The organism is Micromonospora sp. NPDC057141, assembly GCF_042670805.1.
GTDB lineage: Bacteria > Actinomycetota > Actinomycetes > Mycobacteriales > Micromonosporaceae > Micromonospora.
Genome location: NZ_JBHUVA010000002.1, coordinates 1 through 15,721 on the forward strand (window position 1 = coordinate 1; position 15,721 = coordinate 15,721).

A 15,721-nucleotide genomic window follows, 5' to 3' on the forward strand; every position below is an offset into this window, starting at 1 on the left:
GGGGAGAGGCGCCGGGGCCACGACGGGCCCGGCCGGCTTCGGTGCTGCCGTGGGTCAGCGGTCGACGGCGGTCCCGTCCACCGTGGCCGCCTCGGCACCGGCGTTGCGCGCCGCGCCCAGCTTGGCGAGCAGGCCGGCCAGGTCGATGCCCGTCAGGTCGGTGCCGAGCTGGAGGCCCTGCGCCACGTTGCTCGCCACCGACTTCGTCAGCGACGACGCCCCGTCGGTGGAGATCACCGTCAGCTTGTCGATCGCGCCGATCGGTGCGCTGGCGGCCTCGACCACCTGCGGCAGCACCCGGACCAGCAGGTCCAGCACTGCGGCCTCCCCGTACGCGGCGAACGCCTCGGCCTTGCGCGCCATCGCGTCGGCCTCGGCCTGGCCCCGGGCGAGGATGGCCGTGGCCTCGGCCTGGCCCTCCCGCTCGACGGCCTCGGCGATCGCGGAGCGCCGGCGCTGCTCGGCCTCGCCCTCCTTGGCGCCCTCGATCGCGTTCGCCTCGGCCAGCGCGGCCCGGCGGGCCCGCTCGCCCTCACCGGTGAGCCGGGCCTGCTCGGCGGCGGCCTGCGCGGCGGCGATGACGGCCTGCCGCTGCGCGTCGGCGTTGAGCACCGCCGCGTTGCGGGCCGCCTCGGCCTCCTGCTCCACCTTGTACCGGGCGGCGTCGGCGGGCTTGCGCACCTCGGTGTCGAGCTGGCGCTGCTTCAGCTCGGCGTTGCGCTCGGCCACCTTCTGCTGCTCGGAGAGGATCGCCTGGTCCCGCTCGGCCTGGGCGAGCGGCCCGGCCGCCGCCGACTTCGCCTTCGCCGCGTCGATCTCCGCCTGGATGCCGGCCTGCTTGAGCGACAGGTTCCGGTTGGCCTCGGCGATGGCCTCCTCGGCGAGCAGCCGCTCCTGCTCGGCCTGCTGCCGGGCCCGTGCCTCGGCGATCGCCGCGTCCTTGAGGACCCGGGCCGCCTCCGGTCGCCCAAGGTCCTGGAGGTACGACCCCTCGGCCACGATGTCCTGGAGCTGGAACGTGTCCAGCACCAGCCCCTGGTTGGTCATCGAGTGCTCGGCCTCCTCGGCCACCGCGCTGGCGAACGCCGCCCGGTCCCGGATGACCTCCTCGATGGTGAGCCGGCCGACGATCGAACGCAGCGCGCCGGCCAGCACCTCGCGGGTGAAGTTGTCGATCTCGTCCTGCTGGTGCAGGAAGCGCTGGGCGGCGGCGCGGATCGCGTCCTCGGTGCCGCCGACCTTGACGATGGCGACGCCGTGCAGCTCGGCCCGGATGCCCTGCTTGCTGACCGCGCCCTTGATGCCGACGTCGATGCGGCGGCTGGACAGGTCCAGCGACTGGATCTTCTGCACCACGGGCAGCACGAACACCGACGCGCCGAGGACGACCTTCTGCCCGGACATGTCGGTGGACCGGCCGCCGTCGGCGGTCTGCGTGGTCCGGCCCTTGCGGCCGGTGACGATGAACGCCTCGTTGGGCCCGGCGACCTTGATCCGGGACAGCACGAACAGGATGAGGACGACGACGAGGAGTACCGCGCCGCCGATGGCGATGAGAAGGGCCATGCGACTTCCGCTCTGCGAGGGGGAAAGGGTTCAGTAGGTCTCGACGTGCACGCTGGTCTCGCTCAGGGCCTCGACCACGAAGATCTGTTCGCCCATCCCGATCGGCCGGTCGGCGCGGGCGTTGAGCTTGACCGGCTGGCCGGCGACCCTGACCCGGACCTCGCCGTAGCCGTCCACGGGGATCGGGGTCACGACCAGGCCGAGCGCGCCGACGAGGTGGTGCCGGGTGGGCGTGGGGTCGGTGCGCATCGTGCGGGCCGCCCGGCTCATTCGGGCCGCGACCCAGGCCGTGGGCACCGCCGCGACCGCGCCGCCGGCCACCGCCGCCGCGATCATCCCGGGGGTACGCGCACCGAGCAGCTCGTTGACGATCGCCGCGCCGAAGCCGAACGCGCCGGCGAACCCGGCGACCGCCTCCAGAGACACCGGCCCGTCGGCGCCGGGATGGCTGAAGTGGAACAGCTCGGTGCCGAGCAGGGCCAGCGCCAGCACGCCGACGCCCGCCCCGCCGATGATGAGGAAGATGAGCGTCCCGGTGGCCACGACCTGCACGGTATCGACACCGCGCAAGGTCATCCGGCGTCCGGCCGGCAGCCTCGTTACCGGGGGGCGACGGTGATGTTCCGGTCGACCAGCTCGGGCGGTACCGGCTGGCGCACCAGTTCCCGTCCGGTCGGGTCGGCGAGCACGAAGTCCCGGTCGCCGTACGGGCGTCGGTAGAGCAGGCGGTCGTCGGTGACGAAGGCGGCGTCGGCGGCCGGCAGGGACCGGACCACCCGGCCGTCAGCGGTCTCGACGAGCAGCGGTTCGCGCTGGCCCTGCACCACCACGAGCCGCCCGTCGGGCGACCAGGCCCACGGGCCGGACGGGTCGCCGGGCATGGCGACGAACCGGGTGGGCCGGCCGTCGTCGGCGGAGAAGAGCTGCACCCCCCGGCGGGGGTGCCGGGCGGACTCGGACGTGGGTGCACCCGGCTTCGTCTGCTGGAGCACCACCTCCCGGCCGTCGCGGGTCCAGGTGAAGAAGCAGGAGTCGGTGCAGAAGTAGCGGTCGGTGTCGACGGGAAACGACCGGAACCCGCCGTTGGCATCGAGCATGCCGAGGCGCATCGGATCGCCCTCCGCCCGGAGGGTCAGCAGGAGGCGGCGGCCGTCCGGCGACCACTGCGGCTGCATGAGCCACTTTCCGGTCCGGAACCAGCTCGTCCGCCGCCGGGCCGCATCGGCCAGGCCGATCTCCCCGGGCCGGTCCTCGTCTGCCAACGCACTGAACGTGCCCTTCGGCGCGGGCCATACCCCGTCGTACCCCTCGGCGCGCAGGTAGCGGCCCCGGTCGCGGTCCAGCACCCAGCCAAAGCCGCCCCGGACGGCGCTGGTGACCACCCAGCCGCCGGGCAGGGCCAGCGGCGACGCACTCCAGCTCGGCCCCGGGGTGGGCAGCATCTCCGGGGTCGGGGTGACCGTCGCCGTCGGCTCGGGCACGGCCGGCCGGACCGGTGATTCCGGCCTGAGCAGCACGAACGGCAGCGCCACGGCGGCGACGGCGACCAGGGCGGCACCCGCTGCCGCAGCCGCCCGCCGACGAACCCGCAGCCTCCGGCCGCGCCGCATCGCCCCCGCCGCCAGGTCCGGCACCGGCCGCGCCTGGAGTGCGAGATCACGTACGGCCGCCCGTAGCGCCTCCTCGGCCGGGGAACTCATCGGGACACCTCCGGACGCTCGGCGTACTCGGCGAAGCCCGGCACGAGCCGGCGGAGCTTGGCCAGGGCCCGGGACGCCTGGCTGGCCACCGTAGTCAAGCGTTGTTAGAAGCCAATCCTTGTAGGCGGGCGCTGAAATCCGACACTCGGCGCCATTCCTGTCAGAGTGACAGTAAGTCTATGGTCGATTCATGTCTGACGATCGTTGGGTTCCGCCGACCGTTCTTCTTGCGGTTGACCTCGTCATCCTCACCTTGCGGGAGTCCTGCCTTCATGTGCTGTTGATCGAGCGCGGGGTTGAGCCCTATCAGGGCGCCTTGGCCCTGCCTGGCGGCTTCCTCGGCCACGAGAAGGAAGACCTCGTGGCTGCTGCCCATCGAGAGCTTGCCGAGGAGGCGGGCTTGGGGCCGGATCAGTTGCACCTCGAACAACTTGGCGTCTACGGCGCGCCGGATCGTGACCCCCGAGGGCGGGTGGTCTCCGCGGCTTACCTGGCCATCGCCCCTCGGCTACCCGAGCCAGTCGCCGGCACCGACGCATCCCGGGCGTGTTGGACACCGGTGGAGCAGGCGTTGTCCGGTGACGGGCAACTCGCCTTCGATCATGAGCAGATCCTGACCGATGGGGTCGATCGGGCGCGGGAGAAGTTGGAGCGCTCGGCGCTCGCCACCGCCTTTTGTGGTCCGACCTTCACGATCTCGGAGCTTCAGGACGTCTACGAGGCGGTGTGGGGCGTGCGGCTGGACCCACGGAACTTCTACCGGAAAGTGCAGAGCGTGGACGGCTTCATCGTCCCCGCCGGGCCGAGTCGCAAGACCGATGGTGGGCGTCCCGCTCGGCTATTCCGTCCTGGGCCCCGCACGGCTCTTCACCCTCCGATGATCCGACCCTTCAGCCAGGCAGACAGGGAGACAGCGTGAGCACGAACAGCGGTCTCGTCGTGATCCTCACGGCGCTGGACCTCGAATACGCAGCGGTCCGCGACCAACTGACCGACCTACGTGTAAGGCGGCACCCCGCCGGCACCCGCTTCGAGGTCGGCCGGATCGGCCAGAGCGAATGCAGGGTCGCCCTGGGGCTGGTCGGTAAGGGCAATCATCCGGCCGCGGTGCTCGCCGAGCGGGCGATGGCCGAGTTCTCCCCGGACGCTGTGCTGTTCGTGGGAGTCGCCGGTGGCCTTTGGCCCAACATCCGACTCGGTGACGTCGTCGTCGCCAGCAAGATCTATGCCTACCACGGCGGCACCAGCGAGGACGACGGTTTGAAGGCCCGACCGAAGGCGTGGGAAATCCCCCACGAGGCCGACCAGATCGCCCACCACGTCGACAGGTCCGTCGCGTGGCGTCGTGGTCTCCCCGTAGGCGCAGCACCCAAAGTCCACTTCGGGCCGATCGCCGCAGGGGAAGTGGTGCAGGACTCGGGGATCTCCGAACAGGCCCGCTGGATCCGCCAGCACTACAACGACGCCGTTGCGATCGAGATGGAAGCGGCCGGTGTGGCCCAGGCGGGCCATCTCAACCGTGCCCTGCCCGTGGTGGTCGTGCGCGGCATCAGCGACCACGCCGACGGCAGCAAGGCAGCCACGGACGGACAGGACTGGCAACCGAAGGCCGCACGCCACGCCGCCGCGTTCGCCACCGCACTGGCGCGAGAACTGATTATCGACGGGCCGTCCAGCCGAGGCGGCGCGGACCGGGACGGGAGCCCCACGATGCGCATGAGCAACCGCAACATCGCCACCGGGAACGCCCAGGTCGGGGTGCAGGCCGGGCAGATCTACGGCAACGTCACCGTCGGCGCTGGCGCCGATCAGCCGATCGATCTGGCAGCGAGCATCGCAGACCTGCGAACCCACCTCAAGGAGGCCCACCTCGACGGACAGTTGGACGAAGAAACCTACGCCGCGGCCGAGTCGGAATTGGAGGCGGCGGCTGCATGCGTCTCGGCGGGCACAGCCGAGAAGAAGAATGGCCTGATGGTCGCGCTCAAGCGGTTGCGGGGCCTGGTCGCCGACGTGTCTGAGCTGGCCGCGCGGCTCGCAGTGATCATCGCCGTGGTGCGGGACCTGTGATGACGACCCCGACCGCGACCAACGTCGCCCAAGGAGACGCGCACGTCGACGTACAGGCAGGCGTAGTCCACGGTGACATCAACTTTTACCGCCTGCCCCCACACCCGAGTCCGGAGGAGCAGTTCGCCTTCGCGCTGAAGTATCTCGACGCGCGAGTTCGTGATCAGGCGCGCGAGCTCATCGAAAAGGCTGTCGCCGGTGGGTATGTGACCACGGAGGTCCAATTCTACCGGCTGATCGCCCTGTTGAGCGGACGCACCCTGCGCCAACTCGCCCCCGAGGAACTGGAGCGCCTCACCGCCATCTGCGCCAGCCTGCCCCACCTCGACGACCATGACGAGTGGACTGCGGGGTTGAAGGTAGTCATCCGCCTCCTGGCTCCCGTCGGCGCCGCCGAGACGGATCTCGTGGTTAAAGAGATCGACGCGCTGAACCGGCGTCAACGCGACGGGATCTACGGCCACCTCGAAGCGCTACGCGAAGGCGCGATGCAAGAAGAGATGTGGCGGAAGTCCGTCGCCCTGGCGGACTCGCAGCGCACAGCGGAGGACCGATTCAACCGCGTCTGGAAGTTCTTTCATCCCACACCCGCGCAGCCTCGGACCCTACCGGTGCAACCCGCTGCTGTTGCGCTGCGCGACTGGCTACGCGCCGGCGCCGGCGCGGCCGTGTTCACTCTAGCCGTGGTGCAGATGATCGTGCTGGTGGCGGCCCGCGGCACGCTCGACCCGTTCCTCGGTCTACTCGCCGCCCTGGTCGGACTGGCCGCGTTTTGCGTCGGTGGGGCGGACCGGTACTACCGCGGAAGACGGCTGCGCGCGAAGGAAGCCCAGATCCGTCCACCCCAGCAGCGGCGACGAGAGGCGCCACCGGGAGGCTTCGCCCGCAAGGTGGACCGGCTCTTCGACCGCTACTTCCGCCGGTACGTGCCCGAAGGAACCGACCGAGCCTACTGGCTCGACCAGACGGCGGGGATCCGGCGGCACCTCCGCGACGAGGTGGTCGAGCTCTACCGGGAACAGCGCATCGAGGCCGAACGGGTCGCCTGGCTCGTTCGACACCTGGTGGGAGATGTCCGAGGGCAATGGGAACGAGACACGCTGACGGCGTACCGCCAGCAGCTGCGTAACCCTGCCAGAACCAAGGCCCTCCACCTCGGGGGACTGGCCCTCCTTGCCGCGGGGAGCCTCTGGGCCGTTCCTGCCATCGTGACCAGCGCCCCCTTGTCCGGCACAGGTTGGTTTCTGCTCGCGGTGGCGTCCGCGGTGCCGGCGGTGCGCTCGTCGTTTCGGGTCGTCGCCGAGCGACGCAGGGTCGCCGACGACCAGGCGGAACGCAACGACAAGGACACGGCCCGCTGGGCGGCATACCACCGGTGGTGCCACAAGCTGTCCGACAAGCCGTCGGACACCGAGATGGCCACCTGGTTGGAAAGCGACCGCAAAGTCCTGGTCGACCAGGCCATGCAGCAATACCGACTCCGCCCCAGCCAGGTAATCGCCCACGCCTTCATCGAGGCGCCGGCACCCTCATACAAAAAGGCCCGCTACCCGCAAGGGCCATGGCGGTACTCCCGGTATCGCCTGCTGCTGTTCCTCCTCACCGACGACGGCGTCCGGCAGGTCAACATCGATCTCGACTTCGAAACCTCCGCAAGCCGCACCACCCAACGGCTCAACTACCGTTTCGACGCCGTCGCCGCCGTACGGATCGACGGCATCGCCACCCGACAGCAGACCTTCGAGCTGACTCTGTTCAACGGAGAACCCATCTCAATCCGAGTGAGCGATCCTGACAACGGGACGCTCCAGCACGACGAGGACCCAACCAAGATCGCTGAGCTGTCGCTAGACGCTGCCGGGCTCAGTCACACTCTGCACGTCCTCGAAGGCGTCGCCGCCGAAGGCAAGGAATGGGTCAAACACCGACGCGACCGCGCAGACGAAAGGCTTGCCAACCTCGCGAGCGCCATACGCGGGCTGCTCGATTAGGTCAGGGCGGTATCAACACCATTGCAGAAATTAGGTAGGAGCCTACCTATTTGGATGGTGCACCTTCCCGGTAGTCAAGTGGCTATAAAAGCCAAACCGTCTGCGTGGCACCTCTGGCTATGCGCTGCTCGGTGTGGACTTGGCTATTCAAGTCCCAAGCTGCGGACAGTAGAACTCGATAAGGGCGCGCGTGAGTTGTTCGCCACGGATGGCTACGGCCTGTAGGTCCGCAGGTGTCATCCGGGCGAAGTTGGTCGGGTATGCGACCACCTGTTCGCGCTCAACGAGGTCTGCTATTGGGACTGGGAGGCGGTCGTCACGCATCCCTAGGTAGGAGTACACGAATCCCTTGACGTGGCCTGTTGCTGCTAGTTCGTGGACCCGAGCGCGGGAACCGTCTTGATTGCGTGTGTGGGCGATCTCGAAGCTCCGCTTGAGTCTGCCCAGCATGAAGTTCGGTGCCCGAGGCGCCGTTCGGCCTGGGCCGGCGTCAACCGCGATGATGTAGTCGAGGTCGTACACGTGACTGGTGTGTTGCCTTGATCGTCCAGGGAGCAGCGGGCTGAGGCCGAGGTTGTCGTAGACGCCTCCGTCGGTCATCGACATCGTTCTGATGTGCTGGCTGCCGTCGGCTCGGGTGAAGGTGTAGGTGCGGTTGATTTGGGGCAAAAGGACCGGGAATGCGGCTGAAGCGGCCACTGCGTCTGCGACTGATACCGGTCCAATGATGGTGCCGTGCGGTGAGCAGGAGGAGACGTCGCTGCCAAACCGGACAGCATTGCCGGTTGACAGGTCAGTTGCCGAGATGACGGTGCTCAACCCGGGGTGAGTGACCTGGGGCATCGCCTTGGACCCAAATGACCGGGAGGCCAGCGCATCAACGAGCGCCTCGGTTCTGCTGCTGCGGCGAGGGCGGCTTTTTCCGCCGGGCAGTGCCGCGGACGTAGCGCTCAGGATGTTGGTCATCGTTCTGCGCGGCGTGAAGGTGCGCTTGGCGAGTTCCATCTGCAGGCCGCGACCGAGAAGGTCGGTGACGGTTGAGTCGAATTCCCCGAAGTCCTCCGGTCCATAGGCCCACATAGCCGTTAGCAGGCTGCCGCCGCTGATTCCTGAGACGACGCGCACGTTGGGCAGGACTCCGCGGTCGTGCAGCGCTCGTAGCGCTCCAAGCCCGAATGCGGTGGCACGAAACCCTCCGCCGGAGAGCGCGAGCCCGACACGTGGCCGCTCGGTCGCCGTGCTCACGGACGCCTCCTGAGCCATGCCCACCAGGGCGAAGGGCGACCGATCGGTCCTGGAACCGACTCGCCACCACGGCGTACCCGTACGGGGCTGCCCGATCCGCCGCGGAAGTACCATCCGGCGGGAAGCTGCTGAAGATTCAACCCACCCACGTACCCAGGGTGTCCGCTCATGACTGGGCCGTCTGAGCGCGGCACGACCCTAAGGTAGACATCGGGTCGGACTCCGGCCTTACAGTTGCGCCAGTTCCACCAGGTTCCCTCGTCGCCGCCTAGGATCATCATTAACGCCCGCCGGGTGGTCCCGTCCGGGGCAACGATTGATGCCATGCCCTGCTCATCCGTCGGACTCGGACGCGCGCGCCCTGAGGGATGGCTGTGCCAGAAGCCGACGAACCCGGTGGCGCTCGCGGTCCGCCTGACCTCAGCGCTGACGCGTTCCTGCGTGCCTTGGATACCGTGGTGGAAATAGGTCGCGGACAGGTAGCTGTCCGGCGGCGGGCCCGTGACCTTGTCGATGTACACGACGCCGGTCGCGTCGTCGAACGCCCCGAGGAGCATCCCGCCGGTCTCGATCTCCGGTGTCCGAACCCTAGCCCCGCGCTGGACTTCGGCGCGGGCTTCGGCAAGCGCTGTAACGCTCACTCGGACTTGGAACTCTCCTGATTCGTCGGTCTGCACGACGTCGGCTGGCCAGCTCACGCGTGAGGTACCGGTCGTGGCCGCCGCCCCCATCCGGACTGCGGAGGCGAAGGCCACCTGCTCGTCGCCTACCGTCTCCCGGTGGCCGCGGTCAGTTGCATGAAGGACCATCAGCGCTTCGTGGAGCATCATGCCGGCGAGCGCGGCCGACTGCGCTGCCGAGCCGACAAAGGTCGGCGAGGAGCAGCCAGGCTCAGGGAAGAATAGCTTGGTTCGCGGAGTTGCTGGGAACAGGTCGTCGCCTATATCGACCCATCCAGCTGTCTTCGACGCGGCCAGGAGTGACACCTTGCGGAAGGTATCGGCGGCCGCGCCGGTCGCCGCGGGCAGGTTCGTGGTGACCAGACCGCGTTCGGCGTTGTGTCCGATGACCATCGTGACCAACGGTGGGCGTACGGCGGCATCTTTTCGGGCTAACTCGATGTTGGAGCGGACTGATGCGTCAGCTGTCGCGTCGATGACCAGGTCGTACGCGCTCAGGTCCTGATCCGGTGCGAAGAACCCGGACCGTACGTTTCCGTGCGACGGCGTTACATCAAGGTCATCACGGATGGCGGACAGGCGGCGTGCAAGCGCGCGTGCCTTTCCGAGACCGATGTCGGCGTCGGTGTACGGCTGCCGGACCAGGATTCCGGGGTTCACCACGGCGTAGTCGGCGACGGTCAATTCCTTCACGTCAGCCCGCACGCAGAACTCCGAAACCGGCGCCCCCAGGGCGCCCGACCCGAGCACCAGGACGCGTCGGCCGGCAAGCCAGTTCGACGGGGTGCCCCGGTCGCGGCGTTGGGTTACCTCCGGCCGCATTTCCATAACCCGCATCCAGGCGATCGGTGAGGAGTCGAACAGGCTGAAGGCTAGGTCGCGGACCTTGCCCTGAAGCTCGGCAGACTCTCCAGACACCTGAAGGTCGCGAATCTGCGCGAACAGGTCGGTGACCGCCGCGCTCAGGGCGTCCAGCTTCCACGCGGCCAGGTGGGCCAGGCGCACGTCTCCCTCCACCCGTCGAGACGGCGTGCCGACGAGCATCGCCGTGAACAGCGGAGCTTCTTCGTCAGTCGTCTCGTCCCAGGGGTTTCCCGCTGCCTCTGCATTGAGATCGACCTGCCGAGCTCGTAGCTTCCTGTTGATGTACGTGCAGGACGCCAGGTCGTTGAGGAGAGCGTCCTTGTCATAGCCCGACTCAGCGAGCCCGGCACTAAGGGATTTCACGTCGTCGGGGTACTCGGATCCGAACTCGTCGGGCGTCAAGACAACCGGGATAGCGATCAAAGGCCTGCCACCGTGGAACACCTCGATCGCGTCGGCCTCTGCCCGAGCGATCGCTGCGTCCATGTCGACCCACTCCAGGACGTCGACCCGCTTGCGTCGGCTGTTCACCGCGCACCAGGCGACCTGGGTGCCGGCCTTTCTGCCGGACCCATCCGCAGCCCAGGGCACTCGGTCGGCCAAGTTCGGGTGAACTAGCAGCCGGCCAGCGTCGGCACTCGTGTACACCGCCGGCGGATGCAGCGGCTGACCCTCCGGGTCCAACGTCCCGGCAGCCGCGTTCTCGACCCACTTCGACAGCCGGCCAATAAATCCGCGCATGCCGTCTGCCGGACTCCACTCGACTGACGGCGCGGCGTACAGGCAAAGGGAACTTCCCCACTGGACGTGGGGCGTGCGAGCCCAGCGCTTGTGGACTGAGAACACACTCGGAGGCACGAACGGGAAGCCGTCATTGATGACGACCTTGAACCGCTCCCGATCGCGCACCGTAATTCCGGTCGCCGTGTGCGCAAGCCCCGAGGTGTCGAGCGAGATAGTGAACGCGGTGTTCCCGTGGACGTTCGTCCACTCCTTGAGCACCTCGACCGCGCCGTCAGCTACCTCGACCAGGTCGAGGAGCTGACGGCGGGCGAGGACGGCGCCGTCAGCGGTCACACCCGAACCCGACGGCAGTAGAGGGCGCGGCCTCTGAGCCCCTGTCGGCCTTGATCGCGGCCTGGACCCGCTCGGAGCCGGTCATGGCCGCTGTCTCGGAGACCGATACCACGCCACCGGCATACCGGCCCGCCGCGGTGGCCGCCGCTGCGACCTCCGACAGCCGCCGGCGCTTGCGGCCAGCGGCCTTCGCAACGTCCGCGCTCTTGGCGGAGTGCTCGACGACCTCATCCTCGACGATCCGGGCACCGTTCGCATCAATGCCGAGCACGACCGGCGACGGGTCCTCCACGGAAGGCCACTCCATCGTGCAGATCAACCGGTCGGCGTAGTCCTTGTACCGATCGGCCGCCTTCTTGTGCGGTGGGTTCGCGCCATCGACGTCCGAGGCCGGGATGGGACGGCTGCTCGCGACGACCACCGAGCCTTCGCGGGCGTGTCGCTCAAAGGCTTCGAGGATGTCGGTTTTCAGGACGTCCTTGCCGTCTTCACGCACGTACATCACGCGCTTGGAGCAGTGGTGAGGAGCAAGCATCAGATTCCACTCCAGGTACTGCGCTCTGTCGTGGCCCTCGCTGTACTTGAAGATCTTCATGATCGTCTCGTACGCCAGGTCACCGAACAGCAAGACCTTGCAATCCTGGCCGCCGTCTTCGGTGAGGGTGACCTGCAGTGACAGGGACGTCTCGTTGCGCGCGGCGGCACAGTCGTCCTTGAACGGCGCGTGGATGAAGGCCTCGAACCGGCCGACGTGATCGACGCCGTTGATCTTGGTGACGCTGATCCCCGGCTTCAGAAGGTACTCCTCGGGGAGTTCGTGGTAAGCGTGCTTGTGCTCGTCGGTGTCGTAGCCGACCACGAGGACGCGGTCACCCAGAGCGATCTCCTCGCCGTCGGCGACCGCCTTCTTCACCGCTTCGACGCGACGCTTGACCTCCTCATGGAATGCCTTGGCGTCCTCGCACAGGTCGGTGTCATCGCCGTCGTCCAGGTACTCCCGCCACATCCGCGGAGTAGCCCACAGCTCGCCGATCGTCGCCTTGTCCAGCAGGTCGGCGAACCCGCTGCAGTGATCCTTGTCCGCGTGCGTCAGCACGAACGCAGACAAGAAGGGACGACCGTCCGAACCGATCGGCAACGCCTCCACCAGCAGGTCAACGACGGGCACCTCAGGGGTGTCGTCGTCATCCGCCTTCGCGCGGTCGTTCAGGTCCACCTGCATCAGCACCTCGTCGGTGACCACCACCGTCGAACTGTCGCCTGTGCCGACCGGCCAGAACACCACACCCATATCGGGAAGTTCCGTACTCACTAGCACTCCTCGTCTTCAAGCAGGCCTGGTCGAAGCATGTATACGGACAGCTTCACAGGCCCTCCACAATGTGACGTCGGCACCCGAGCGGCGGCCTGCTGCCCGACTTCACGTGGCAACGAAGACCGCTAAGAGGTTAAAAACCGACATAAAGTGCACGTTGCGGATGCGCGGAACGGCCGCAGGCCCTAGGCTGCGAGCTCAGGCCCCGCCGTACCGAGGTGTCGCAAGCATCTCGGTGCGCGGGGTCTTTCCGTTCATGCCGCACGTGCAGGTCCGAAGCGGCAGGCGGCCCCGTGGGCCACCGCTCCGAGCGCCAGGGGTTGTGGGTGCAGGGTTTGACCCGGACGGCGGCCCTGGAGGGTGGTTGGACTCGCCGACATGCAAGCCGCCGAGGGGGTCCTCGACGGCTTGCCACCCGCTGGCCGAATTGGCGCCCCTCGGCCGGCTGTGGCTGATGTTGCGAGTGTGACTATACCGGAGGGCCCTAGCGATCACCAACTCCGTGTGAGGAAATCTGGCGTTCATTGGCTGTTCGTGTGAGATTGCAGCACAGAAAGCCGACGCGCCCTCGAGGAGTGGCGTCCACGCATGCTAGATTGATCAAGAAGTCCCTCCTGCCTGGATTGACGTGAATGACGACATCACCCGAAATGCCGGACCGAGGCGAGAAGCGGCCCGAGCCCGGCTGGTCCGTCCTGCTCGCCCGGAGGATCGCTGCCGAGGTTCGGTACTGGCGCGAGCAACGCGGCATGACCGCGCTCCAGCTGGCGAGGAGAACCGCTCAGCTCGGATATCAGATGCCCCGCAGTGTCCTCGCGAATCTGGAGAACAATCGGCGCGACACCGTCACTGTCGCCGAGTTATTGGTCTTGGCTGCTGCGCTTGACGTCCCCCCAGTTCTGCTCATCGCACCGGTCGGACGTGAACGCGGTATCGAGGTGCTGCCCGCAACGCGAACCACACCGTGGCATGTCCGCGGTTGGATTCACGGTGCGGTAGAACCTAACTACCAGGGATTCTCGGCCACGATGTGGCAACAGAGCAGGCGAGCCATCGCGCTCTACGACATCCACCGCCTCTTAGTCAGGGAACATCAACAGATCGAGCGACGGATCCAGCAGTTGGCCGATCAGGAGCATCTCGTCGTTGGCGAGATCGCCTCGGACGACCTTCGCCTAAGCCGAGGCCCGCTGGCGGACTTCGTCACCGAACTCGCTTACAGTCTCGACCGCCTGCGCGTGCATCGCGGCTTGATCAAGTCCGAGGGATTCCAGTTGCCCGAATTGCCGCCAAGTATTTCAGCGGCATTGAAGGAGACCGCATCAAGCGGCAGGCACCGCCAAGCGACTGGAGATGACCAGGATGATCACCTCTTGCCACCCCTGGTCTATCAGGAGTTGATGGCATCCAGGCCAGTTCGTGACGGCAACGAACCGAACCAAGAATCGCGCGGGTGATCGTCCTCAGAGCCCTACCGGCTCATGAGCCACCGGGAGGGATGCCACCTTGGCGTGGCGACTGCCGCCGTCGGCGCCCTAACTGGTCATCGACGCGTTTCACCCGCAATTGCATTCATGGCCGGCACCCGGCAGCGTCGCAGTCGCTCACCCTGACTCGGCGGGATTTCCTGCCGCAGCGGCACACCGCCCACACGGACGAGCAAAACCGTCCAGGCCCTGCCCGGACTGGTTGGATTGGCGCTGGTCCGAGCAGGATCCGTCCGTGGTGAAGCTTCCGGCGCGACGGCGCGGCCGGACGCCGCAGAGCGTCGACGGGTCATCCACCGTCCCTGGTCAGCGCGGCCGGGTCGAGCGCCTGCTGCGGAGGGGGGCGAACCGCCCGACCGACTCCAGCCTCGGGAAAGGCGAGCGCGTTGAAGAACTTGTCCGACTCCGCGGCGCGGATGACCTCGATCTTTTCCAGGAAGGTGCGTGTCGCCTCGCGAGCGAGTTTCTCGCGACGCCTTGGGTCATCCATCAATTCGGCCTGGACGAAGTCCATATTCCAATGGTGGAAAGCATAGGTGAGCTCGAAATGGCTGCGCCGGAGCAGGCTCCACATCTGGTCCCACTGGTAGAAGGTGCGAAGGCCCGTTGCTGTGGCGATGGTTACGCCGGCGAAGGCGATCGGCGCATCCTTTCCCGGGTAGCTGAACCCGGCGAGCAGCGGCAAAGCCGAACTGATTGTAATGACCAGGACGCCACTCGCCCGGAAGCGCCGGCCGTGCCATTTCGCCCGCCAGTCGTACTTTTTCTGCAGGCTTTCGAATCTGGTCTCGGCCAGTCGCCGGTGCGTGGTCATTGCTTCGTCTAACGCCACGGACCTGCTGCCGACATCCTCGCGATCCCCCGCAACTCATCGGGCATGCCCTGATGCTAACTGTCACTCACAAGACGGTCTATAGCTGGAGAAAACAATGTTGTCGGCAAATTGTCGGGCGAACTGTTCCTGCTCCGGCGTGGCGACCGGCCAGGCGACCACCGGCACGCCTCGCCGACGCCACCAAGCCACCAGCCGCGACGGGAACCCGTCAACCTCGTAGGCGAGGAAGTCCGGCCGGACTACGAAGTTGCTGACCATGCTCCTACCGAGCATCCGGCTTACGGGATCGGCAGTGCGCAGCAGCCCGCAGATCCGTCCGACGGGGGACCGCCGCAGCATCGCGACCCGCAGTGCCGCGACCAGCAGCGGATCAAAGGACTCGACCGCATACTGCCCGGAATAACCGGCCAACTGCTGCAGTACGGCGACAGCCAAGGACGGAGGCGGCGAGGGCACCGGGCGCTTCAACTCGATCAGCAGAGGCACCCGCCCGGCGACCCGGTCCAGCACCTCGCCGAGAGTCGGGATGCGCTCGTCGGTGCCGTCGAGCCGTAAGCGCTGCCGGTCCATCGGACCGAGCTGGCCAGTCCGTATGGCCGCGCCGGTCAGGTTGGTCAGGTCATAGTCGTGCACCACGACCAGCTCCCCCGCCGACGTCAGTTGAACGTCGAGTTCGCACGCGTAACCAGCCGCAGCGGCGGCCTCGAACGCGGACAGGGAGTTGGCAGGCCGACCCGCTGCTACCAGACCGCGATGCGCGATCGGCAGGTCGACCAGCCAGCCGGATCCAGACGCCAACGCTTCCTCCTGACTCACCTTCTGACCGTCTACCGCGAGACCAGGCAGGAGGCGTCCGGGCAAGCGGGCATCATCCTACCGACGCTTGCCCCA

General features: G+C 67.5%; 12 protein-coding genes. 4 read left to right on the forward strand and 8 right to left on the reverse strand.

Going from position 1 to position 15,721, the window contains the following annotated elements; translation table 11 throughout:
• Positions 1 to 54 precede the first annotated feature (54 nt).
• From ACFT41_RS01905 to ACFT41_RS01915, 3 genes are read right to left on the reverse strand one after another with little or no spacing between them, the layout of a single operon-like run.
• Positions 55 to 1,566, reverse strand: a complete 1,512-nt coding sequence (locus ACFT41_RS01905) for a flotillin family protein (RefSeq protein WP_377581353.1) — start codon at positions 1,564 to 1,566, stop codon at positions 55 to 57.
• 30 nt (positions 1,567 to 1,596) lie between these two features.
• On the reverse strand, positions 1,597 to 2,142 hold the full coding sequence (locus ACFT41_RS01910; RefSeq protein ID WP_377581356.1) for a hypothetical protein: 546 nt from the start codon (positions 2,140 to 2,142) through the stop codon (positions 1,597 to 1,599).
• 23 nt (positions 2,143 to 2,165) lie between these two features.
• The gene (locus ACFT41_RS01915) at positions 2,166 to 3,266 is read right to left on the reverse strand and encodes a hypothetical protein (RefSeq protein WP_377581358.1); all 1,101 of its coding nucleotides are present in this window, start codon (positions 3,264 to 3,266) and stop codon (positions 2,166 to 2,168) included.
• 190 nt (positions 3,267 to 3,456) lie between these two features.
• On the opposite strand from ACFT41_RS01915, the gene ACFT41_RS01920 reads away from it, so the two are divergent.
• The 3 genes from ACFT41_RS01920 to ACFT41_RS01930 are packed head-to-tail and all read left to right on the forward strand — an operon-like array spanning position 3,457 to position 7,327.
• Complete coding sequence (locus tag ACFT41_RS01920) at positions 3,457 to 4,185, forward strand: NUDIX domain-containing protein (protein WP_377581362.1); 729 nt, start codon at positions 3,457 to 3,459, stop codon at positions 4,183 to 4,185.
• Positions 4,182 to 5,336, forward strand: a complete 1,155-nt coding sequence (locus tag ACFT41_RS01925; RefSeq protein WP_377581365.1) for a purine phosphorylase — start codon at positions 4,182 to 4,184, stop codon at positions 5,334 to 5,336. Before ACFT41_RS01920 ends, ACFT41_RS01925 begins: the two co-directional genes overlap by 4 nt.
• A complete protein-coding gene (locus ACFT41_RS01930; protein WP_377581368.1) occupies positions 5,336 to 7,327 on the forward strand; it encodes a hypothetical protein in 1,992 nt (663 codons plus the stop codon). The genes ACFT41_RS01925 and ACFT41_RS01930 overlap by 1 nt, the downstream gene beginning before the upstream one ends.
• A gap of 147 nt (positions 7,328 to 7,474) precedes the next feature.
• Here the strand turns inward: ACFT41_RS01930 and ACFT41_RS01935 are convergent, their stop codons facing one another.
• Genes ACFT41_RS01935 through ACFT41_RS01945 form a run of 3 tightly spaced genes read right to left on the reverse strand, consistent with a single transcriptional unit; the run spans position 7,475 to position 12,505 of the window.
• Positions 7,475 to 8,572 (reverse strand): patatin-like phospholipase family protein, encoded by a 1,098-nt coding sequence (locus ACFT41_RS01935; RefSeq protein ID WP_377581370.1) that lies wholly within the window; start codon positions 8,570 to 8,572, stop codon positions 7,475 to 7,477.
• On the reverse strand, positions 8,569 to 11,193 hold the full coding sequence (locus ACFT41_RS01940) for a ThiF family adenylyltransferase (protein ID WP_377581373.1): 2,625 nt from the start codon (positions 11,191 to 11,193) through the stop codon (positions 8,569 to 8,571). The genes ACFT41_RS01935 and ACFT41_RS01940 overlap by 4 nt, the downstream gene beginning before the upstream one ends.
• Positions 11,183 to 12,505 (reverse strand): hypothetical protein, encoded by a 1,323-nt coding sequence (locus ACFT41_RS01945; RefSeq protein ID WP_377581375.1) that lies wholly within the window; start codon positions 12,503 to 12,505, stop codon positions 11,183 to 11,185. The genes ACFT41_RS01940 and ACFT41_RS01945 overlap by 11 nt, the downstream gene beginning before the upstream one ends.
• A 635-nt stretch (positions 12,506 to 13,140) precedes the next feature.
• On the opposite strand from ACFT41_RS01945, the gene ACFT41_RS01950 reads away from it, so the two are divergent.
• Complete coding sequence (locus ACFT41_RS01950; RefSeq protein ID WP_377613714.1) at positions 13,141 to 13,965, forward strand: helix-turn-helix domain-containing protein; 825 nt, start codon at positions 13,141 to 13,143, stop codon at positions 13,963 to 13,965.
• A gap of 319 nt (positions 13,966 to 14,284) precedes the next feature.
• Here ACFT41_RS01950 and ACFT41_RS01955 read toward each other — a convergent pair whose 3' ends face one another.
• Together ACFT41_RS01955 and ACFT41_RS01960 are read right to left on the reverse strand one after the other, a co-directional pair.
• Positions 14,285 to 14,809: an SLATT domain-containing protein gene (locus ACFT41_RS01955; RefSeq protein WP_377581377.1), complete on the reverse strand. Its 525-nt coding sequence runs from the start codon at positions 14,807 to 14,809 to the stop codon at positions 14,285 to 14,287.
• Positions 14,810 to 14,890: 81 nt separating this feature from the next.
• Positions 14,891 to 15,646, reverse strand: coding sequence for a glycerophosphodiester phosphodiesterase family protein (locus ACFT41_RS01960; RefSeq protein WP_377581379.1), 756 nt, complete (start codon positions 15,644 to 15,646; stop codon positions 14,891 to 14,893).
• Between the last annotated feature and the right edge of the window lie 75 nt (positions 15,647 to 15,721).